Raw genomic sequence first — 19,743 nt, 5'->3', positions numbered from 1 at the left:
GGCCGCGGCCGCGACGTCAGCGGTGTCCGCTTCGGGCGCGCGCAGCACGCCGGCCAGCGCGGCGGCGCTCACGTTCCACACCACGGCGACGGAGGCCAGCCAGGCACCGGCCATCTTCAGCGTCGCGCCAGGCGTGGGCCTCGCCGCGGCCTGCGCGCGCAGCCGGCCGATCCAGGCGGCGAGCGGGATCGTCGCCAGCGGGATGGCGAACATGGCGCCGCGGATCTGCCACACGCTGACCAGCACCGCGGTCAGGAGAAGCCCGCCGCACACCAGGCGCGTCCGCGTCGGCCCGCCGCGCCACAGCGCGGCCGCCGTCAGGCCGAGCGCCAGCAGCGGCGTGCCGTAGTAGCTCGCCGCCATCTCCGGCGTGTTGCGCAGCACGCTGACGAGCGGCTGCGCCTCGGTCACCGCGCTCAGCCAGTAGCGCTGGAGCCGCGGGTCGAGCCCGGCATAGGGGTCGCCGAGGCACTGCGGAAACAGCACCAGGGCCGCCGCCGCGAGGGCGAGACCGAGGCCCGCCAGCGCGCCGGCGCGCCACGGCCAGGGCCAGCGCGCGACCGGCAGCAGCGCCACGGCGGCAAGGCCAAGGCCGGCGAGCACGGCGCCGCCGGCCTGCGCGAACGAAAAGGCGTCGCAGGCGACCGTCAGCCAGGCGCCGGGCGCCACCGTCGCCGCCAGGACGGCGAGCGCGGTCGCCGCGAAGGCGAGGCCGAAGCCGGCCGCACGCGGCACCTCGGCGCGGCCGCCCGCGAGCAGCCCGGCCGCCGCCGCCACGCCGCCGGCCGCGACATAGGGCGCCGTCTCCATGCCGACGGCGAGCATCAGCGCTGCCGCCGCGCCGGCGGCGGCGCCGGCGGCCGCCGTCGCGGCCGGCTGCACCAGGCCGGCCAGCATCGCCAGGGTGAGCACGAGCTGCAGGTTGTGGTGGTCGAAGGCGCCCGGCGCGAAGATGCCGGTGGCATGCAGCGCCGCCGCGCCGACCACGGCGGCCGGCAGCAGCGCCGAGGCCCCGCCACAGACCCGCACGATGCGCAGGATGAGCAACAGCGCGACGGCGAAGAGCCCGAGCGGCCAGACGATGGCGGCCACCGTCTCGGCGGCGGCCTGGCCGGCGCCGAGCGCCGTCGCCGCGGCGATGATCGCGGCCACCGGCAGGTCGACCACGCGCGACCAGTGCATCGCCAGACCGTCCGGCCCGAGACGCTGCTGCGTCATGTCGTGCCAGGCCTGGCCGGCCAGCAGGTCGCGGATCTGCACCAGCCGCAGCAGGCTGTCGTTGTCGCCCTTGGCGTCGGCCAGCGTGGGAAAGCCGGAGGCCGCCTGCAGCACCAGCGCGCCGAGCGCCAGCAAGAGGGCGGCGGCGACGTCCGGGGCAAGCCCGCCGCGCCGCGCCGGCGCGGCGCCGAATGTTGCGTCCGACAGAGACAAAGGGGCGGCACCCGGTTGGAACGGTTCGCGTCGGCCCTAAACCTAGCCTTAACCGCTTCAACAAATAGTAAAGCCGCAAGCCCGGCCGCCGCACCGGCACCGGGCAACGACAGGGACGCCCATGAGCAGCATCACGCAGCCCGATCCGTCGATCGCGGTCCTCCTGCCCTGCTACAACGAGGAGCGCACGATCGGCGAGGTCGTGCGGCGCTTCGCCGAGGCGCTGCCGGGCGCGCAGATCTACGTCTACGACAACGATTCCAGCGATCTGACAGCGCTGCGCGCACGCGCCGCCGGCGCCACGGTGGTGCGCGAGCCGCGCCGCGGCAAGGGCAACGTGGTGCGGCGCATGTTCGCCGACATCGACGCCGACGTCTACGTGATGGCCGACGGCGACGGCACCTATGCGGCCGAGGACGCACCGCAGCTCGTCAACACGCTTCTGACCGAGCGCGCCGACATGGTGGTGGCGACGCGGCGCGGCGTGACCGAGGACGCCGGGCGCACCGGCCACGCCTTCGGCAACCGCATCTTCAACGGCCTCTACAAGCGGCTGTTCGGGCGCGACTTCACCGACATCTTCTCCGGCTACCGCGCCTTCTCGCGGCGCTTCGTCAAGAGCTTCCCCGCCGTCTCGGCCGGCTTCGAGATCGAGACCGAGATGTCGGTGCACGCCTCGGCGCTGAAGATCCCGGTGAGCGAGATCGCGCTCGACTACGGCCGCCGGCCCGAGGGCTCGGCATCCAAGCTGTCGACCTTCGGCGACGGCGCGCGCATCCTGTGGATGTTCGCCATGCTGATGAAGGAGACGCGCCCGGCGCGCTTCTTCGGCACGCTCGCCGCGCTCGCCTTCGCCGCCAGCCTCGCCTTCATGGCGCCGGTACTGGCGGAGTATCTGGCCACCGGCCTGGTGCCGCGCATGCCGACCTGGATCCTGGCGATCGGGCTCGTCGTCTTGTCGACGATCATGCTGGTCGCCGGGCTGATCCTCGATTCGGTGGCGCGCGGCCGGGCCGAGCACAAGCGCATGCTCTACCTGTCCATCCCCCCGGCGCGCGGTGCCGGCCACGCCGCCGGCGCGGCGACGCGGCGCGGCGAGCACGCTGCGGCCGCGCGCGTGGCATGAGGCGCTTTGCCGGCTTCGGAATCGTCGGCGGCTTCGGCTTCCTGGTCGACGCCGGCACGCTGCTCGCGCTGAGCGGCCTGCTGTCGGTCGACCCGCTGGCGGCGCGCGTGGTGTCGATCGCCTGTGCGCTGACCGTGACCTGGCTGCTCAACCGGCACTTCAACTTCGGCGCCAGCAGCCGGCCGGTCGCGGTCGAGGGGGCGCGCTACGGCGGCATCGGCGCCGGCACCAGCGTCGTCAACTACGCGGTCTATTCGCTGATCCTGCTCGCCGCGCCCTGGGTCTCGCCGATCCTCGCGCTGGCGGTCGCCTCCGGCCTCGCCATGCTGGTCTCGTTTGCCGGCTACACGCGGTTCGTCTTCGACCGCTGAAGCCGCTTAGCCGCGCGGCGGAATGTCGAGCGCCGCCTGGCTCGCCGGCCGCGCCATGCAGGCCTCGAGCCACCGGCCGACATGGGCGAAGCCGTCGAGGCCGAGCGTCTCGCCCGCCTCGAAATAGGCGCCGAGCGTGCGCACCCAGGGGAAGGTGGCGATGTCGGCGATCGTGTAGCCGTCCTCGACGAGCCATTCGCGCTCGGCCAGCCGCGCGTCGAGCACGCCGAGAAGCCGCCGCGTCTCGTCGCGGTAGCGGCCGACGGGCCGCGGATCGTCGACCGCCTGACCGTCGCCGCGGAAGAAGTGGCCGAACTGGCCGAACATCGGCCCGACGCCGCCCATCTGGAAGAACACCCATTGCAGGCAGACATACCGCGCCGCGGCATTCGCCGGCATCAGCCGGCCGGTCTTCTCGGCGAGGTAGACGAGGATGGCGCCGGACTCGAACAGGCCGAGCGGCCGGCCGTCCGGGCCGTCGGGATCGACGATGGCGGGGATCTTGCCGTTCGGGTTGAGCGACCGGAACTCCGGCGTCTTCTGCTCGCCGTCGGCCAGGCTCACCGTGTGCGCCTCGTAGGGCAGGCCGAGCTCCTCGAGCGCGGCCGACACCTTGACGCCGTTCGGCGTGGGAAACGAGTAGAGCTGCAGCCGGCCCGGATCGCTCGCCGGCCAGCGGCGCACGATGGGAAAGTCGGCCAGGGCGGATGCGGAAGCGGTCATCGCAGGGGTCCTCGCAGCGGCGCGGGCGGTGCTTCATCCGTGCCGCATCGGGGGCCGCCGCGCCGGCTGCAATGCGCCCCGCGCCGCGGCGGCCGGGCTCACATCGCCTTGACGGCGACCACGGCGTTGGTTCCGCCGAAGGCGAAGCTGTTGGAGAGCGCCGCACGCACCTCGCGCCGGCGCGCCACGTTGGGCGTGACGTCGAGGTCGCAGGTCGGGTCCGGCGCGCGGTAGCCCGCCGTCGGCGGCACCACGCCCTCGCGCACCGCCATGACGCAGGCGATCAGCTCGATCGCCGCCGAGGCGCCGAGGCAGTGGCCGTGCACCGACTTGGTCGACGACACCGACAGCCGGTCGGCATGGCGGCCGAAGACGCGGCGGATCGCCTCGGTCTCGATCTGGTCGTTCGCCTTGGTGCCGGTGCCGTGCGCGTTGAGATAGTCGACCTCGTCCGGTGCCAGCCCGGCCTCTGCCATGCAGGCCTGCATCGCCTGGGCCGGCCCCTCGACCGTCGGCGCCACGATGTCGGAGGCATCGGCCGACATGCCGCTGCCGGCGAACTCGGCGAGGATCGGCGCGCCGCGTGCCTGCGCGTGCTCGAGCGTCTCGAGCACCGCGATGCCGGCCCCCTCGCCGAGCACCAGGCCCTGGCGGTCGGCCGAAAAAGGGCGGCAGGTGTCGGTCGCCAGAACGCGCAGCGCCTCCCAGGCCTTGAGGATGCCGAAGACCAGCGGCGCCTCGGTGCCGCCGGCCAGCATGACGTCGGCCCGGCCGAGACGGATCTGGTCGGCCGCCGCGGCGAGCGCATGGTTGGCCGACGAGCAGGCCGAGGTGGTGGCGAAGACCGGCCCGCGCAGGTTGTAGACCATGCTGACCTGGCCGGCCGGCGCGCCGGGCATGACGCGCGGCACGCTGAAGATGCCGGCGCGGTTCTTGCCCTCGACGAGCAGGCTGCGGTAGTTGTCCTCGACCGTTTCCCAGCCGCACACGCCGGTGCCGACCACGGCGCCGATCCGGTCGCTCCTGGCCGGCGCCTCGGCGAGGCCCGACTGGGCGAGCGCCTCGCCGGCGGCGATGACGGCGAGCAGCGAGAAGCGGTCCATGGTGACCAGCCGGCGGCGCTCGATGCCGTGCTCGGGCAGCGCCTTGATCTCGGCGCCGACGCGCGACTTCAGCTCGTGCAGGCTGGCGTTGGTCATCTCGGCGATGGCCGAGCGGCCCTCGCGCATGCCCTGCCAGATGGCGTCGACCGTGTGGCCGAGCCCGCAGATGCCACCGAGCCCGGTGATGACGATGCGAGGCTGCGTCATGTCAGCTCTTGGCTTCCACCAGGTCGCGCACCGCCTCGACGATGTCCCGCACCGTGTGCAGGTTCTCCCACGCCTCGACCGTGTTCATCTCGATCTCGATGCCGAACTCGTCCTCGATGTCGAAGATGATCTCGGTCAGCTCGAGCGAGTGGATGCCGAGCTCGGTCAGCTCGGTGTCGAGCGTGATCGTGTCGGCCTCGGCCTCGGCGTGCGTCTTGATCTTTTCGAGAACCGTCTCGCCGATCCGGTCGGACCGGGCCTGCTTGTCTGCGTCCATGCGGCTCCCCTCGCCATGCGTCTTACCGGAACGGTCGCGCCGGAGGCGGTCCCGGCACGGGCCGAAGGCCGCGGGCGGCGCGGCCGGCCGCCCCATATGAAACCAAACGCCGCGCGCCGACAAGCAAGGCCGGCCCGGCTGGTAGGGACGGCGGAAGCCGGCGGCGCGCACGGCTCTTCGGGCACTCTTTAAGGCGGCGGGACGTGCCTTGCAAGGCGGCATCGGCCGCGCGGCGCTGCCGCCGCGTCACTCGCCCGGCGGCGCGCCGGTGGCGTAGATGCGCACGTGGTTCCTGTCGAGGAAGCTGACGGCGACGATGTCGTCGACGGCCAGGCCGCGTGAATCGACGGCGTGATAGAACATCGCGTTGCCCTCGATCGCCCGGCGCAGCGCCTCGATGCCCGCCTCGCTGTCGCTCAGCGCCTGCTGCAGGTCGAGATCCGCCTTGCCGCTCATGTCGAGAAAAACGATCTCCACCTGGTCGAGGCTGAAGGCCTTGCGCACCGAATTGGCCACCGCCTCGGCCTCGGCGACCGCGGCGATCAGATCGGCGCGCTCGGCCGCCGGACGGGCGGTCTTGGTCTCGATCTCGGAGCCGACGATGGTCTCGGCCGGCGGCTCCTCGGCCATCTGCGCGGCGGCCGGCGGTGCCGCGGCGAGGGCTGCGAGCAGGGCCGCGACGGCGGCACCCGTGCAGCGGGCGCGGCTTGGCTTGCGACAGGTCATGGCGTCGATCCTAACGGTCGGTTCTCATCGGGTGGAAGCCAATGCCAACGCATGCCGGGCGTCAAGGGTTGCGGCCGGGCGAATCCGCCGCACCGTCACGGCGGAGCGCGCCGGATCGTCGCGCCGCGACGGCGCCCGGCGGCCTTGCTGCCCGGCAGCGGCTGCGCCATTGTGCGCGCGAGGCCGTGCCAGCCGCGCACGGCCCGCAACCGAGACACGAACGAGCCGGGACGCGGCGGCCGCCGCCGCGGACCGAACGGAGGCCGCAGATGACCGTCGCCGCCCTGAAAAGCCACAACCTGCCCGACGCCGAGGCCCGCGCCGACCTCGCCTGCGCCTTCCGCTGGACGGCGCGGCTCGACATGCACGAGGGCGTGGCCAACCACTTCTCGCTGGCCGTCGACGAGACGGGCCGGCGCTTCCTCATCAACCCGGCGATGCGGCACTTCTCGCGCATCCGGGCGAGCGACCTCGTGCTGATCGACGCCGACGACCCGGCGACGCTCGAGCGGCCGGATGCGCCCGACCCGACGGCGTGGGGGCTGCACGGCGCGCTGCACCGCCACTGCCCGCATGCGCGCTGCGTCATGCACGTGCATTCGGTGCATGCCACCGTGCTCGCGTCGCTCGCCGATTCGCGGCTGCCGCCGATCGACCAGACCTCGGCCGCCTTCTTCAACCGGCATGTCGTCGACGAGCATTATGGCGGCCTCGCCTTCGAGGAGGAGGGCGAGCGCTGCGCCGGCCTGCTCGCCGACCCGAAGGTCAAGGTCATGGTGATGGGCAACCACGGCGTGCTGGTGGTCGGCGAGACGGTGGCCGACACCTTCGACCGGCTCTACTATTTCGAGCGCGCCTGCGAGACCTACATCAAGGCGCTGTGGACAGGCCGGCCGCTGCGCCTGCTCGACGACGCGGTGGCCGAGAAGGTGGCGGCGGAGACGGAGGCCTACCCGCTCGACGCCGCGCGCCGGCATCTCGACGAGCTGCGCGCCATCCTCGACGCGCAGGAGCCCGACTACGCCCACTGAGGCGAACCGCAGCGGCACGGCGGCGGCAGGCCGCTTCCGTGCCGCCTCAAGCTCTGTGACGCGGCGTTGAAAATCGTGCGCGGGCGGCATGGAACCCTGCCACCCCGCCGCCGCAATTCGCCCCTAGCCGGAACCGGTTCGCGGCCGCCGCGGACGCCTCCGAACCCCGAGCGAAACCTGCGCGGGCGACCGGCACCGGCCGGCGCGTCGCGCCCGAACGCGCCCTTCCCGGCGCAGCGGAGCCCTTGCGAATGACCATGACCGCCCCGCGCAGCGTGCTGCGCCTGACGGCCGCCCTCCTCGTCCTCACCGCCACCGCCGGCACCGCCTCCGCCCAGTGCGGCGGCGCCTCCTGGTACGCCCTCACCTCGATCACCGCCTCGGGCGAGCGGATGGACCCCGCCGGCATGACCGCCGCGCACCGCTCGCTGCCCTTCGGCACGCGCATCACCGTGACCAACCAGCGCAACGGCCGTTCCGTCGTCGTGCGCGTCAACGACCGCGGGCCGTTCGTCGGCGGCCGCATCCTCGACCTGTCGAAGGCTGCGGCCGCGAAGCTCGGCTTCGTGCGCGCCGGGCTGACCGACGTCTGCCTGAAAGCCGACAGCTGAGCGCCGGCGCCGCGCGGACCCGTCCGTGCGGCGCCGTCAGCCGTCGTCGGGCAGCGGCAGCGGAACGCCCGCCCGCTCGGCGGCCATCAGCCGCGCCGCGCCGGCCCGCGCGAAGCGCAGCGTCAGCGCCTTGCGGCTGGCCGGCGCCAGCCGGTGCTCCGGCGCCTCGCGCAGGACCTCCGCGCCGTAGCCGTCCGACAGGATGAAGCCGCAGCTCTCGGGAAAGATCGCCGCCGGCACCTCGGGGTGGGTGGCGAAGAAGAAGCGGTCGCAGAAGGCGCGGTAGTCGGGCCATTTGCGGTCGCTGCGGAAATCCTCGACCGACGACTTGATCTCGACGATCCAGATGCCGCCCTGGCGCGTCAGCGCCACCAGGTCGGCGCGCCGACCCGAGGCGAGCGACAGCTCGGGCAGCACCGCCGCGCCCATCTCGCCCAGCAGCCGCTGCACGCCGCGCCGCACCATCAGCGCGCGCTCGGACTGGCGTCCGTCGACGAGCGGATTGGCGGGAATCGGAGAGACGATCGGCATCGCCGGCGAGAATGCCATCAAAGACCGGCGGAATGAACCGTGCCGCCGCGGCACGCACCGGGCCGGCCTGCCGGGCACGCTTCGTGCCCGACGCGGCGGACCGGCCGGCGAAGCAGCCGGCACAGACGGCCCAGGGCCGGCAGCCCGTGCATGCCGGGCGGGCGCCGATGCATCACATTTGCGTGAGTCTGTGGCCAAAAAGCCATAGCGGCCGCCGGAAGTGGCGCCGGCGCGGCGCCGCAGCGGCCGCGCCATCTTGGCAAGTCGTTAACCTTCGCCTTAAGAATAAAGGCCAAAATGGGGCGCGAATCGGGCGATGCCCGCTCACAGCTCGTTTTGGGGAACCTGGGGTTTGTTCATGAAATTGCGATCGTTGCTCATCGTCGCCGCCGTCGGCCTGGCCACGACACTGGCCGGCTGCACCAGCGGCGGCAGCTTCCGCGTGTTCTCGTCCGATTACGGAACGGTGAGAGACGCCGGCTACCAGCTGCCCAGCATCCCCATCAGCAAGGTGCCGCGCAAGTATCATCGGCAGATCGTCCGCTACGAGACCAAGGAGAAGCCGGGCACGATCATCGTCGAGACGGGCGAGAAGTTCCTCTACTACGTGATGGAGGACGGCAAGGCGATGCGCTACGGCATCGGCGTCGGCCGCGAGGGCTTCGAGTGGTCGGGCCGGGCGCGCGTCGCGATGAAGCGCGAATGGCCGGTGTGGACGCCGCCGGCGGCGATGATCCGCCGCGAGCCGCAGCTCGCCAAGTGGCGCGGCGGCATGCCGCCTGGCCTGTCAAACCCGCTCGGCGCGCGCGCGCTCTACCTGTTCGACCGCGGCGGCGACACCGGCTACCGCATCCACGGCTCGCCGGAGTGGAACTCGATCGGCCGCAACGTGTCGTCGGGCTGCATCCGGATGATCAACCAGGACATCATCGACCTCTACAACCGCGCCGAGATCGGCGCCAAGGTGATCGTGCGCGGCTGACCGGCCGCCGACACGCGACGACGACCGTCTGAGGCAACGCAGACGAAAGCCGGGTCTGGGGGGACCCGGCTTCTTTCTTTTCCGGCCTGTCGAAATTTCCGTGCTGCGGCGACGGCCCGCCGCTACGCCGGCGCGCATCGGACGCGGCGAACCCGCCGGGCACCCGGTCCGGCCGGCCGCGCGCGCTCAGGCGGCGGCCGCGCCATCCGGCGCCGGCGCGCTACATCACCTGCTCGACCTGGCGCACCTCGGGCACGAAATGGTGCAGCAGGTTCTGGATGCCGTGCTTGAGCGTCGCCGTCGAGGACGGGCAGCCGGCGCAGGCGCCCTTCATGTGCAGGAACACCGTGCCGTTCTCGAAGCCGCGGAAGGTGACGTCGCCGCCATCCTGCGCGACGGCCGGGCGCACCCGCGTCTCGAGCAGCTCCTTGATGGTGACCACGATCTCCTCGTCGGCGTCGTCGTAGAACTCCTCGCCGTCGGCCGCCGGCATTCCCGCGTCCTGAGCGGCCATGACCGGCGCGCCGGCCATGAAATGCTCCATGATCGTGCCGAGGATCGCCGGCTTGAGATGCTGCCAGTCCTGCGTGTCGTCCTTGCTCACGGTGACGAAGTCGTAGCCGAAGAAGACGCCGACGACGCCCGGCACCTCGAACAGCCGGCCGGCGAGCGGCGAGGCGGCGCGGGCCGTCTCGGCGTCGCGGAAATCCGCGGTGCCGCTCTCCATAACCACGCGTCCGGGCAGAAACTTCAGCGTGGACGGATTGGGCGTGGCTTCGGTCTGGATGAACATCGGCGGTCTCCGTCGGTTCGCCTTGTTTGGAACCATTCTAAATAGGCGCATTCGCCGGCCGCATCAAGCGGCACGGGCGCAAGCGCCGGACGATCACGCGAGACTTTCGATGTCCTCGTCGGTCAGGTTGTGCGGCACGACGGTGACGGGGATCGGGAAGGCGGCGCTCTTGCCGGCGATCGAGGAGACCAGCGGACCCGGCCCCTCCTTGGCGTTGCCGGCGGCCAGCACCAGGATGGCGATATCCTGGTCCTCCTCGATCAGCTTGTGGATTTCCTCGGTCGCCTTGCCCTCGCGCACCACCATCTCCGGCTCGATGCCGAGCTCGGTGCGCAGCGTGGCGGCGTATTTCTCGAGCGTCGCCTTGGCCTTGTCGGTGGCCTCCTCGCGCATCAGCTGCTCGACGCCGAGCCAGTGCTGGAAGTCGCCGGGCTCGATGACGAACAGCAGCACCAGCGCGCCGCTGGTGGCCGTCGCGCGGCGCGCGGCATAGGCGGCGGCGCGCTCGCACTCGGGCGTCTCGTCGATGATGGCGAGGAACTTGCGCCGGTGGCCGGCTTCCCGGCTGAGCCGTTTCGAAACCATCACGCCATCCCCTCGCACGGGCGGACCGCCTGCCGCCGCAGCCGCAATCTGCCATCGGCAGAGGGGAGCGGCAAGCGCGACGGCATGCGCGCGGCCTCAGCCCTGCAGCAGACCGACGATGTCGCGCACATCACGCATGGTCGCTTCGGCCAGTGCCGCGGCACGCTCGCCGCCGGCCCTGAGCACGCCGTCGACATAGGCGTGGTCGGCCGTGATGCGGCGCATCTCGGCCGACACCGGCGCCAGCTTCTCGACCGCCAGCTCGGCCAGCGCGGGCTTGAACTCGGAGAACTGGCGGCCGCCGAAATCGCCGATCACCGCAGCCCGCGTGGTGTCGGCGAGGGCGGCGTAGATGCCGACGAGGTTCTCCGCCTCCGGCCGGCCGGCCAGCCCCTCGAGGTCGGACGGCAGCGGCTCGGGATCGGTCTTGGCCTTCTTGATCTTGCGGGCGATCTGGTCGGCGTCGTCCGTCAGGTTGATGCGCGACAGGTCGGACGGATCGGACTTCGACATCTTCCTGGTGCCGTCGCGCAGGCTCATCACCCGCGTCGCCGGCCCCTCGATCAGCGGCTCGGTGAGCGGGAAGAAGCCGTTGACGGTCTCCTCGCCCATCTCGACCGGCTGGCCGACGCCGAGCTCGCCGATGCGCCGCGAGAAGTCGTTGTTGAACTTGGCCGCGATGTCGCGCGTCAGTTCGAGATGCTGCTTCTGGTCGTCGCCGACCGGGACGTGGGTGGCGCGGTAGACCAGGATGTCGGCCGCCATCAGGCTGGGATAGGCGAGCAGGCCGAGCGAGGCGTTCTCGCGGTCCTTGCCGGCCTTGTCCTTGAACTGCGTCATGCGGTTCATCCAGCCGATGCGCGCCACGCAGTTGAAGATCCAGGCGAGCTCGGCGTGCTGCGGCACCCGGCTCTGGTTGAACACGATGTGCTTCTGCGGGTCGATGCCGGAGGCCAGGAAGGCGGCCGTGATGGCGCGCGTCTGGTCGGCCAGGTCGTCGTGCACCAGCGTGGCGGTCAGCGAATGCAGGTCGACGACGCAGTAGATGCAGTCGTGGCTGTCCTGCAGGGCGACGAACTTGCGCAGCGCGCCGAGATAGTTGCCGAGATGCAGGTGGCCGGTCGGCTGGACGCCGGAGAAGACGAGCGGCTTGAAGGTCATGGCGGTTCCGAACGCTGGATCGACGCCCCGCGCGGCGGGGCGTCGCGCTTATGAACGACGGGCGGCCGCCGATCAAGAGGCGGTGCCGAGATGGGGCCGCCTCCACGCCGCGCGCGCGTGAACGCGGGCATCGCCGATTCCAACGTCGCCGGCTTCCGGAACAACCGCGCCTCGTCCTTCCGTGTCCGATTGGCCGGCCGGGCGCCGCCGCCTCAGGCGCCGGAGGGCTTTCGGCGCCGCAGCAGGCGCATGATCTGGCCGCGCTCGAGCGCGCCGGTGGCAAGCACGATGGCGAAATAGACGGCCGCGGCCGCGCCGATCAGCCCCGGCACCGCAACCACCAGGCCGAGGGTGCCGGTGCCGGCCAGGAAGGGCCGCACGGCGACCAGCAGCGCCCACACCAGCGCGCCCATCGCCGCGCTCGCCAGCACGATCAGGCCGATGCGGCGCAGGGTGGCCGGGGCGGGGCGGAAGTCGCCGCGCCGCCACAGCATCCAGGCGAGCAGCAGGAAGTTGACCCAGGCCGCGGCCGAGCTCGCCGCGGCGATGCCGACATGGCCGTACAGCGGAAACAGCGCCAGCGCCGCCGCGATGTTGACGGCGACCGCGACGATCGAGAACCACAGCGGCGTCTTCATGTCCTCGCGCGCGAAATAGGCGGGCTGGAACACCTTGACCAGCACATAGGCGGGCAGGCCGGCGGCGAAGGCGGCGAGCGCCGCCGCCGTCATCGCGGTGTCGAGGGCGGTGAAGGCGCCGCGCTCGTAGAGCAGCGCGACGATCGGGCCGGGCATCACCATCAGCCCGACGGCCGCCGGCAAAGTGAGGCCGAGGGCGAACTCGAGCGAGCGGTTCTGCAGGTGCTGCGCGTCGGCCGTGTCGCCGGCCTTGAGCGCACGCGCCAGCTCGGGCAGCAGCACCACGCCGACGGCGATGCCGATGACGCCGAGCGGCAGCTGGTTGATGCGGTCGGCGAAGTTGAGCAGCGCGATGGCGCGGTCCTGCTGCGAGGCGATGATCTGGCCGACCAGCAGGTTGATCTGCATGATGCCGCCGGTCAGCATCGCCGGGCCCATCAGCACCATCAGCCGGCGCACGCCGGGCGTCAGCCGCGGCAGCTTGAGCCGGAAGGCGAAGCCGTGCCGGCGCACCGCGCCGAGCAGGAAGAAGAGCTGCAGGCCGCCGGACACGAACACGCCCCAGGCGAGCCACAGCCCGGTGGCGCGCGGCTCGGCCTCGAGCAGGATCGCCGCGCCGAGCACGCCGACGAGCACGACGTTGAGCAGCACCGGCACGATGGCGGCGAAGAAGAACCGGCGCATCGAGTTGAGCACCCCCGACAGCATGGCGACCAGCGACATGCACAAGAGGTAGGGGAACATGATGCGCGTCATGACGACGGTGAGGTCGAACTTGTCCGGCGTGTCGGCGAAGCCCGGCGCGATCACCGTGGCGACGAGCAGCGGCATGGCCAGGATGGCGAGCGCCGACAGCGCCAGGAGCACCGTCAGCAGCACCGCCAGCACGTCCTCGGCGAAGGCGCGCGCGGCCTCCTGCCCGCCGCCCTCGAGCTGCTTGGCGAACAGCGGCACGAAGGCCGGATTGAACGCGCCCTCGGCGAACAGCCGGCGAAACAGGTTGGGAAAGCGGAAGGCGGCGTAGAAGGCGTCGGTCACCGGCCCGGCGCCGAGCGCGGCGGCGATCAGCGCCTCGCGCACGAAGCCGAGCACGCGGCTCGCCATGGTGGCGCTGCCGACGCTGGCGAACTTCTTCACCAGGCTCACGCCGGGCTCTCCCGCACGATGCTCGCCACGCGCCGGCGCCTCATTCGGCGGCCGCGGCCTGCCGCTCGCGCGGCTTGCGCGCGGCGCCGGTCTCCAGCGTCTCGATCAGCCGCTCGCGGATCGCGGCGAGCCGCGTCGGGTTGTCGATCTTGGCGCCGGTCAGGTCGGTCACGTAGAAGGTGTCGATCACCTTCTCGCCGAAGGTGGTGATGTGGGCGGAGGCGATGTCGAGCGACAGGTCCGACAGCGCGCCGGTGATCTCCGACAGCAGGCCAGGCCGGTCGAGCCCCTCGACCTCGACCACCGAGAAGCGGTTGGACAGCGTGTTGCGCACCTCCGCGCGGGGCTCGATGCGGAAGGCGCGGGTGGCGCGGCGGCGCCTGGCGCGCTTCTCGATCATCTCGGGCAGCCAGGCGCGGCCGGCCAGCACGTCCTCGATCAGCCGGCCGATGCGCTGGCCGCGGCGGCGCTCGTCCTCGTCGAGGTCGAACTCGCGGTTGATGAGGATGGTGTCGAGCGCGCGGCCGTCGGTGGTGGTGAAGACCTGCGCGTCGACGATGTTGCCGCCGGCGGCCGCGCAGGCGCCGGCGATCACCGACAGAAGCCGCGGATGGTCGGGCGCCAGCACGGTGATCTCCGTCACCGCCTCGAAGCCGTGCGTCTTGACCATGGTGGCGAGCGAGCGGCCGCTGCGGTCGGCGCTGCGGATGAAGTCGGCATGGCGCACCTGGTCGTCGAGATCGGCGGCCAGCAGGTAGTTGGCGTAGTGCAGCTCGAGCAGCCGGGCGCGCTCGCCGGCCGCCCAGCCGGCCTCGTCGAGCGCCTGGGCCAGCCGCTCGCGCGCCTCTTCGGCGCGCGTCTCGCGCGAGGTCTCGGAGAAGCCGCCGGTCAAAAGCAGCTCGGTCTCGTGGTAGAGCGTGCGCAGGAGCTGGCCCTTCCAGCCGTTCCACACGCCGGGCCCGACGCCGCGGATGTCGCAGATGGTGAGCACCAGCAAGAGCTTGAGCCGCTCGACCGACTGCACCGTCTCGGCGAAGTCGGCGATCGTCTTGCGGTCGTTGAGGTCGCGCGTCTGCGCCGTCATCGACATGACGAGATGGTGCTCGACCAGCCAGGCGACCATCGCCGTCTCGGCGGCGTTGAAGCCCATGTGCGGGCACAGCCGGCGGGCGATGCGCGCGCCGGCGGTCGCGTGGTCCTCCGGCCGGCCCTTGGCGATGTCGTGGAACAGCAGCGCGGTGTAGAGCACGGCGCGCCAGGCCTTGAGGCCCGGCATCAGGCCGTGCGCCAGCGGGTGCATGTCGGCGCCCCCGCCGTGCTCGATCTGCGACAGCACGCCGATGCAGCGGATCAGGTGCTCGTCCACCGTGTAGTGGTGGTACATGTTGAACTGCATCATCGCCACGATCTTGTTGAAGTCGGGGATGAGCTTGCCGAGCACGCCGGCCTCGTTCATGCGCCGCATGTTGAGCTCGGGATTGCGCCTGGAGGTGAGCACGTCGAGGAACAGCCGGTTGGCCTCCGCGTCGCGCCGCAGGTTGCGGTCGATCAGCCGGAGCGAGCGGGTGAGCAGCTTGAGCGCCTCGGGATGATACTCCAGCCCGTGCCGGTCGGCGAGCCAGAACAGCCGCAGCAGGTTGACCGGATCGCGCTCGAAGACCTGCGGATCGGCGACGTTGATGCGGTGGTTGTCGACGATGAAGTCGCTGCTGCCGGCAAGCTTGCGGCGGCGCCGCGAGAAGGTCTGGAAGATGCGGTTGAAGCCCGGCACCTGCTTGGCCTGCTCCTCCTCGAGCGCGGCGCAGAAGATGCGCGTCAGGTCGCCGACGCCCTTGGCCGTCAGGAAGTAGTGCTTCATGAAGCGCTCGACCGCCGACAGGCCGGGATGGCTGGTGTAGCCGAGCCGTTCGGCGATGTCGCGCTGGATGTCGAAGTGCAGCCGCTCCTCCGCCTTGCCGGTGAGGAAGTGCATGTGGCAGCGCACCGCCCACAGGAAGTCCTCCGCCTTGCGGAACTGCAGATACTCCTTGCGGGTGAAGACCCCCTTGCCCACCAGGTCCTCGCTGGTCGGCACGCGGTAGTAGTACTTGCCGATCCAGAACAGGGTGTGCAGGTCGCGCAGGCCGCCCTTGCCGTCCTTGACGTTGGGCTCGACCAGGTAGCGGCTTTCGCCGGCCTTGGCGTGGCGCTTGTCGCGCTCGGCCAGCTTGGCCTGGACGAACTCGGCGCCGCTGTCGGCGACCACCTCCTCGTCGAAGCGGCGGGTGAGCTCCTTGTAGAGCAGCTTGTCGCCGCCGATGAAGCGCGCCTCGAGAACGGCGGTGCGGATGGTGATGTCGGTGCGCGCGTGGCGCATGCACTCGTCGATGTTGCGGGTCGCGTGGCCGACCTTCAGCCCCATGTCCCACAGCATGTAGAGCACGTATTCGATGATCTGCTCGCCCCACGGCGTCTGCTTGTAGGGCAGCAGGAACAAAAGATCGATGTCGGAGCCGGGCGCCAGCGTGCCGCGGCCGTAGCCGCCGACGGCGACGATCGCCATGCGCTCGGCCGCCGAGGGGTTCTGCGAGGGATAGACATGCGCGATCGCGAAGCCGTGCACGGCGCGGATGATCTCGTCCATCAGATGCGACAGCCGCGCCGCGCAGGCGGTGCCGCCGCCATCGGCCATCAGCATCGCCTCGACGCGGCCGCGCCCCTCCGCGATCTCGCGCTTGAGGCGCTTGAGCACGGCCGCGCGCACCGCCGCCTTGTCGCCGCCGCCGGCCTCCTCGGCCATGGCGGCGAGCGCGGCGCGCAGCGCCGCGCCGTCGATCACCTCGGCAAGTCTGAGCGACACCCGCGCCATCGGCCGTTCCAACTCGTTGTCTTCGCGCGTCTATAGCCTGATTTGGCGGCGAACGGTATCGTTCGCCGCGCCGCCGGGAACCGACGCCCCGGCGCTCCCGTTCAGCCGCGAAAGGGCGGCAAGACGATGGCAGGCGATACGGCATCCCGGCGTGCGGCGATGGTCGAGCGGCAACTGCGCCGCCGCGGCATCGACGATCCGCGCGTGCTGGAGGCGATGCGCGCGGTGCCGCGCGAGGCCTATGTCGGGGCGGACATGGCCGGGCTGGCCTACGAGGACACCGCCCTGCCGATCGCCGAAGAGCAGACCATCTCGCAGCCCTATGTGGTGGCGCTGATGCTGCAGGCGGCGAAGCCGGCGCCGCAGGACCGGCTGCTGGAGATCGGCACCGGCTCGGGCTATGCCGCGGCGGTGGCCGCCCGCCTGGTGGCGCGCGTCGTCACCGTCGAGCGGTACGCCGCGCTGGCCGAGACGGCGCGCCGGCGGCTCGCCGCGCAGGGCGTCGACACCGTCGCCGTGCACACCGCCGACGGCACCCGCGGCTGGCCTGACGAGGCGCCCTACGACGCGATCATCGTGACGGCCGGCGGCCGGAGGGTGCCCGACGCGCTGAAGGCGCAGCTCGCCGCGGGCGGGCGGCTGGTCATCCCGGTCGGCGACGGCGGCGGCCAGCGGCTCCTGCTGTTCGAGCGGCAGCCCGACGGCAGCCTGACCGAGCGCGACCTGGGCGGCGTGCGCTTCGTGCCGCTGGTCGGCGCCGGGTGAGGCGGGCGCGCCGGCGCTACCTCCGCCCCACGAGACCCTTCAGCCGGTAGAGCGCCTCGAGCGCCTCGCGCGGCGTCATCTCGTCGGGGGTGAGGGCGGCGACCGCCTCGGCCAGCGGATCGGGCGTGCGCGCGGGCGCGATGGCCTGGCGCACGGGCGCGGCGAACAGCGGCAGCTCGTCGGCCAGCCGGCTCGCCTTGCCGGCGGACGTCTCGCCCGCCTCCAGCTTCTGCAGCACCGCGCGGGCGCGCTCGACGACGGCCGGCGGCAGGCCGGCCAGCCGCGCCACCTGCACGCCGTAGGAGCGGTCGGCCGCGCCGCGCCCCACCTCATGCAGGAAGACGACCTCGCCCTCCCACTCCTTGACGCGCATGGTCGCGTTGTGCAGCCGCTCCAGCCGGTCGGCGAGCGCCGTCAGCTCGTGGAAATGGGTGGCGAAGATCGCCCGGCAGCGGTTTTCGGCGTGCAGGTACTCGACCGCCGCCCAGGCGATCGACAGGCCGTCGAAGGTCGCCGTGCCGCGGCCGATCTCGTCGAGAATGACCAGCGCCCGCTCGCCCGCCTGGTTGAGGATCGCCGCCGTCTCCACCATCTCGACCATGAAGGTCGAGCGGCCGCGGGCCAGGTCGTCGGACGCGCCGACGCGGCTGAACAGCCGGTCGACGACGCCGATGCGGGCGGCGCGCGCCGGCACGAAGGAGCCGGTCTGGGCGAGGATGGCGATCAGCGCGTTCTGGCGCAGGAAGGTCGACTTGCCGCCCATGTTGGGCCCGGTCAGCAGCCAGATCGCGCCGTGCCGGCCGTCGCTCGCCGGCGACAGGTCGCAGTCGTTGGCCACGAAGGGCTGCGCGAGCTGGCGGCGCAGCGCCTGCTCGACCACCGGGTGGCGGCCGCCCTCGACCCGGAAGTCGAGGCTGTCGTCGACCTCGGGGCGGCAGTAGCGCTCCGCCTCGGCGAGCGCGGCAAGCGCGGCGGCGACGTCGATGACGGCGAGCGCATGGGCGCCGGCGCGCAGCGCCTCGGCCTCGCCGACGCACTCGGCGACCAGGCGGTCGAACGCGGCGAGCTCGATCGACACGGCGCGCTCGGCCGCGTTGGCGATGCGGCCCTGCAGGTCGGCCAGCTCGGTGGTGGTGAAGCGCAGCGCACTGGCCATGGTCTGGCGATGGATGAAGCGGGCGCGCGCGGCCTCGCTGCCGGTCATCGTCTCGCGGTGGTTGGCCGTCACCTCGATGAAGTAGCCGAGCACGTTGTTGTGGCGGATCTTGAGCGAGCGGATGCCGGTCTCCTCGGCCAGCTCGCGCTCCATCGCCGCGATCACGCGGCGCGATTCGTCGCGCAGGGCGCGCATCTCGTCGAGCTCGCCGTCATAGCCCGGCCGAACGAAGCCGCCGTCGCGCTTCATCAGCGGCACGTCGTCGGCGAGCGCCCGGGCCAGGTGGTCGGCGAGCGCGGCCGGCAGCCCGTCGAGCGCGCGGCGCGCGGCGGCAAGCTCGTCGGGCAGCGGCGCGGCGCCGTCGAGCAGCGCGGCGAGGCGGCCGGCGGCGGCGAGCCCGGCGGCGAGAGCGGCGAGGTCGCGCGGCCCGCCGCGGTTGAGCGCCAGGCGCGACAGCGCCCGCGCCATATCGGGCACGCCCTTGAGCTCGGTCCGCAGCGCGGCGCGCAGCTCCGGCTCGACGAGCAGGTGGCCGACCGCGTCGAGCCGCCGGTTGACCGCCGCCGCATCGGTCAGCGGCGCCGTCAGCCGCTCGGCGAGAAGCCGCGCGCCCGGCCCGGTCACGGTGCGGTCGACAGCCTTGAACAGGCTGCCCTCGCGGTCGCCCGACAGCGTGCGCATCAGCTCGAGATTGGCGCGCGTGGCGGCGTCGATGAACAGGCTGGCGCCGGCGTCGTCGCGCTCGGGCCGGCCGAGCGGCGGCCGCTCGGCCTTCTGCGTCTTCTCGACATAGGCGATAGCGCCGGCGATCGCCGACAGCTCGGCGCGGCCGAAGCTGCCGAAGCCGTCGAGCGTGGCGACGCCGAAGAAGCGCGCAACCCGGTCCTCCGCGGCGGCCGAATCGAACAGGCTGGCCGGCTGCGGGTTGACCGTGCGGCCGAGCACGTCGAACACCGGCCTGAGTGCGGCGTCGTGGAACACCGGCTCGGCGACGACCAGCTCGCGCGGGTCGACGCGCAGGATGTCGGCCAACAGCCGGTCCGGCGCGCTGGAGGCGACGCGGAAGGCGCCGGTCGAGATGTCGATCCAGGCGAGCGCCAGCGCCTCGCCGGCGCCCTTCACCCGGCCGAGCGCCATCAGGTAGTTGGCCTCGGCCGGCGCCAGCAGCTTGTCCTCGGTGATGGTGCCGGGGGTGACGAGGCGCACCACGTCGCGCCGCACCACGGCCTTGGCGCCGCGCTTCTTCGCCTCCGCCGGGTCCTCCGTCTGCTCGCAGACCGCCACCCGGTGGCCGAGGCCGATCAGCTTCTGCAGGTAGTCATCGGCGGCATGCACCGGCACGCCGCACATCGGGATGTCGTCGCCCTGGTGCTTGCCGCGCTTGGTGAGCGTGATGCCGAGCGCCCGGCTGGCGACTTCGGCATCCTCGAAGAACAGCTCGTAGAAGTCGCCCATGCGGTAGAACAGCAGCGAATCCGGGTTGGCCGCCTTGATCTCGATGTACTGTTCCATCATCGGCGTGGCGGCCGCGG

At 72.2% G+C, this 19,743-nt stretch carries 18 protein-coding genes; 6 read left to right on the top strand and 12 right to left on the bottom strand.

The window, feature by feature from the left end; all coding sequences use genetic code 11:
• On the bottom strand, positions 1-1,431 hold a 1,431-nt coding region (locus tag N1F89_RS03705), incomplete at its 3' end, for a GtrA family protein (RefSeq protein WP_290081553.1).
• A gap of 121 nt (positions 1,432-1,552) precedes the next feature.
• Between N1F89_RS03705 and N1F89_RS03700 the strand changes: the two genes are divergently transcribed.
• Together N1F89_RS03700 and N1F89_RS03695 are read left to right on the top strand one after the other, a co-directional pair.
• Positions 1,553-2,557 (top strand): glycosyltransferase, encoded by a 1,005-nt coding sequence (locus N1F89_RS03700; protein WP_290081552.1) that lies wholly within the window; start codon positions 1,553-1,555, stop codon positions 2,555-2,557.
• On the top strand, positions 2,554-2,928 hold the full coding sequence (locus tag N1F89_RS03695) for a GtrA family protein (RefSeq protein ID WP_290081550.1): 375 nt from the start codon (positions 2,554-2,556) through the stop codon (positions 2,926-2,928). The genes N1F89_RS03700 and N1F89_RS03695 overlap by 4 nt, the downstream gene beginning before the upstream one ends.
• 6 nt (positions 2,929-2,934) lie before the next feature.
• On the opposite strand, the gene N1F89_RS03690 is transcribed toward N1F89_RS03695, so the two are convergent.
• The 4 genes from N1F89_RS03690 to N1F89_RS03675 form a co-directional block, all read right to left on the bottom strand.
• On the bottom strand, positions 2,935-3,651 hold the full coding sequence (locus N1F89_RS03690; protein WP_290081549.1) for a glutathione S-transferase N-terminal domain-containing protein: 717 nt from the start codon (positions 3,649-3,651) through the stop codon (positions 2,935-2,937).
• A 98-nt stretch (positions 3,652-3,749) separates the two neighbouring features.
• Positions 3,750-4,961, bottom strand: coding sequence for a beta-ketoacyl-[acyl-carrier-protein] synthase family protein (locus N1F89_RS03685; protein WP_290081548.1), 1,212 nt, complete (start codon positions 4,959-4,961; stop codon positions 3,750-3,752).
• A 1-nt stretch (position 4,962) separates the two neighbouring features.
• On the bottom strand, positions 4,963-5,238 hold the full coding sequence (locus N1F89_RS03680) for an acyl carrier protein (RefSeq protein WP_290081547.1): 276 nt from the start codon (positions 5,236-5,238) through the stop codon (positions 4,963-4,965).
• A gap of 246 nt (positions 5,239-5,484) precedes the next feature.
• On the bottom strand, positions 5,485-5,964 hold the full coding sequence (locus N1F89_RS03675) for a hypothetical protein (RefSeq protein WP_290081546.1): 480 nt from the start codon (positions 5,962-5,964) through the stop codon (positions 5,485-5,487).
• Positions 5,965-6,233: 269 nt separating this feature from the next.
• On the opposite strand from N1F89_RS03675, the gene N1F89_RS03670 reads away from it, so the two are divergent.
• Positions 6,234-6,995 (top strand): class II aldolase and adducin N-terminal domain-containing protein, encoded by a 762-nt coding sequence (locus N1F89_RS03670; protein WP_290081544.1) that lies wholly within the window; start codon positions 6,234-6,236, stop codon positions 6,993-6,995.
• Positions 6,996-7,252: 257 nt separating this feature from the next.
• Positions 7,253-7,606 carry a septal ring lytic transglycosylase RlpA family protein gene (locus tag N1F89_RS03665; protein ID WP_290081560.1) on the top strand — a complete coding sequence of 118 codons (354 nt, stop codon included), beginning with the start codon at positions 7,253-7,255 and terminating at the stop codon, positions 7,604-7,606.
• A 36-nt stretch (positions 7,607-7,642) separates the two neighbouring features.
• On the opposite strand, the gene N1F89_RS03660 is transcribed toward N1F89_RS03665, so the two are convergent.
• Positions 7,643-8,137: an MmcB family DNA repair protein gene (locus N1F89_RS03660; RefSeq protein WP_290081542.1), complete on the bottom strand. Its 495-nt coding sequence runs from the start codon at positions 8,135-8,137 to the stop codon at positions 7,643-7,645.
• 358 nt (positions 8,138-8,495) lie between these two features.
• Here N1F89_RS03660 and N1F89_RS03655 point away from each other — a divergent pair, with 358 nt between their 5' ends.
• Positions 8,496-9,119 (top strand): L,D-transpeptidase, encoded by a 624-nt coding sequence (locus N1F89_RS03655; RefSeq protein ID WP_290081541.1) that lies wholly within the window; start codon positions 8,496-8,498, stop codon positions 9,117-9,119.
• 220 nt (positions 9,120-9,339) lie between these two features.
• On the opposite strand, the gene N1F89_RS03650 is transcribed toward N1F89_RS03655, so the two are convergent.
• The 5 genes from N1F89_RS03650 to N1F89_RS03630 form a co-directional block, all read right to left on the bottom strand.
• Positions 9,340-9,912: a NifU family protein gene (locus N1F89_RS03650; protein WP_290081540.1), complete on the bottom strand. Its 573-nt coding sequence runs from the start codon at positions 9,910-9,912 to the stop codon at positions 9,340-9,342.
• A 93-nt stretch (positions 9,913-10,005) separates the two neighbouring features.
• A complete protein-coding gene (locus N1F89_RS03645) occupies positions 10,006-10,497 on the bottom strand; it encodes a universal stress protein (RefSeq protein ID WP_290081537.1) in 492 nt (163 codons plus the stop codon).
• A gap of 96 nt (positions 10,498-10,593) precedes the next feature.
• Entirely contained in the window at positions 10,594-11,658 is a 1,065-nt protein-coding gene (trpS, locus tag N1F89_RS03640; RefSeq protein ID WP_290081536.1) for a tryptophan--tRNA ligase, read from the bottom strand.
• A 212-nt stretch (positions 11,659-11,870) separates the two neighbouring features.
• Positions 11,871-13,442 carry a murein biosynthesis integral membrane protein MurJ gene (murJ, locus tag N1F89_RS03635; protein WP_290081535.1) on the bottom strand — a complete coding sequence of 524 codons (1,572 nt, stop codon included), beginning with the start codon at positions 13,440-13,442 and terminating at the stop codon, positions 11,871-11,873.
• Between the two features lie 40 nt (positions 13,443-13,482).
• Positions 13,483-16,290: a [protein-PII] uridylyltransferase gene (locus N1F89_RS03630; RefSeq protein WP_290081534.1), complete on the bottom strand. Its 2,808-nt coding sequence runs from the start codon at positions 16,288-16,290 to the stop codon at positions 13,483-13,485.
• A 126-nt stretch (positions 16,291-16,416) separates the two neighbouring features.
• On the opposite strand from N1F89_RS03630, the gene N1F89_RS03625 reads away from it, so the two are divergent.
• On the top strand, positions 16,417-17,055 hold the full coding sequence (locus N1F89_RS03625) for a protein-L-isoaspartate(D-aspartate) O-methyltransferase (protein ID WP_290081532.1): 639 nt from the start codon (positions 16,417-16,419) through the stop codon (positions 17,053-17,055).
• A gap of 16 nt (positions 17,056-17,071) precedes the next feature.
• On the opposite strand, the gene mutS is transcribed toward N1F89_RS03625, so the two are convergent.
• On the bottom strand, positions 17,072-19,726 hold the full coding sequence (gene mutS / locus N1F89_RS03620) for a DNA mismatch repair protein MutS (protein WP_290081559.1): 2,655 nt from the start codon (positions 19,724-19,726) through the stop codon (positions 17,072-17,074).
• Positions 19,727-19,743: the final 17 nt, after the last annotated feature.

Origin of the sequence: Aquibium sp. A9E412, assembly GCF_030398335.1 — a bacterium.
In the GTDB taxonomy this organism is placed as follows: Bacteria; Pseudomonadota; Alphaproteobacteria; order Rhizobiales; family Rhizobiaceae; genus A9E412.
Note: the sequence above shows the minus strand (reverse complement) of the source record. Positions and strands in the feature narration are given on the sequence as shown.

Bases quoted from the DNA above. Each gene is read 5' to 3' on its own strand.
- trpS (WP_290081536.1), bottom strand. From the start codon at position 11,658: ATGACCTTCAAGCCGCTCGTCTTCTCCGGCGTCCAGCCGACCGGCCAC.
- mutS (WP_290081559.1), bottom strand. From the start codon at position 19,726: ATGATGGAACAGTACATCGAGATCAAGGCGGCCAACCCGGATTCGCTG.
- N1F89_RS03680 (WP_290081547.1), bottom strand. From the start codon at position 5,238: ATGGACGCAGACAAGCAGGCCCGGTCCGACCGGATCGGCGAGACGGTT.
- N1F89_RS03695 (WP_290081550.1), top strand. From the start codon at position 2,554: ATGAGGCGCTTTGCCGGCTTCGGAATCGTCGGCGGCTTCGGCTTCCTG.
- N1F89_RS03690 (WP_290081549.1), bottom strand. From the start codon at position 3,651: ATGACCGCTTCCGCATCCGCCCTGGCCGACTTTCCCATCGTGCGCCGC.
- N1F89_RS03660 (WP_290081542.1), bottom strand. From the start codon at position 8,137: ATGCCGATCGTCTCTCCGATTCCCGCCAATCCGCTCGTCGACGGACGC.
- N1F89_RS03630 (WP_290081534.1), bottom strand. From the start codon at position 16,290: ATGGCGCGGGTGTCGCTCAGACTTGCCGAGGTGATCGACGGCGCGGCG.
- N1F89_RS03665 (WP_290081560.1), top strand. From the start codon at position 7,253: ATGACCGCCCCGCGCAGCGTGCTGCGCCTGACGGCCGCCCTCCTCGTC.
- N1F89_RS03655 (WP_290081541.1), top strand. From the start codon at position 8,496: ATGAAATTGCGATCGTTGCTCATCGTCGCCGCCGTCGGCCTGGCCACG.
- N1F89_RS03670 (WP_290081544.1), top strand. From the start codon at position 6,234: ATGACCGTCGCCGCCCTGAAAAGCCACAACCTGCCCGACGCCGAGGCC.
- N1F89_RS03700 (WP_290081552.1), top strand. From the start codon at position 1,553: ATGAGCAGCATCACGCAGCCCGATCCGTCGATCGCGGTCCTCCTGCCC.
- N1F89_RS03685 (WP_290081548.1), bottom strand. From the start codon at position 4,961: ATGACGCAGCCTCGCATCGTCATCACCGGGCTCGGTGGCATCTGCGGG.
- N1F89_RS03675 (WP_290081546.1), bottom strand. From the start codon at position 5,964: ATGACCTGTCGCAAGCCAAGCCGCGCCCGCTGCACGGGTGCCGCCGTC.
- N1F89_RS03625 (WP_290081532.1), top strand. From the start codon at position 16,417: ATGGCAGGCGATACGGCATCCCGGCGTGCGGCGATGGTCGAGCGGCAA.
- N1F89_RS03645 (WP_290081537.1), bottom strand. From the start codon at position 10,497: ATGGTTTCGAAACGGCTCAGCCGGGAAGCCGGCCACCGGCGCAAGTTC.
- N1F89_RS03650 (WP_290081540.1), bottom strand. From the start codon at position 9,912: ATGTTCATCCAGACCGAAGCCACGCCCAATCCGTCCACGCTGAAGTTT.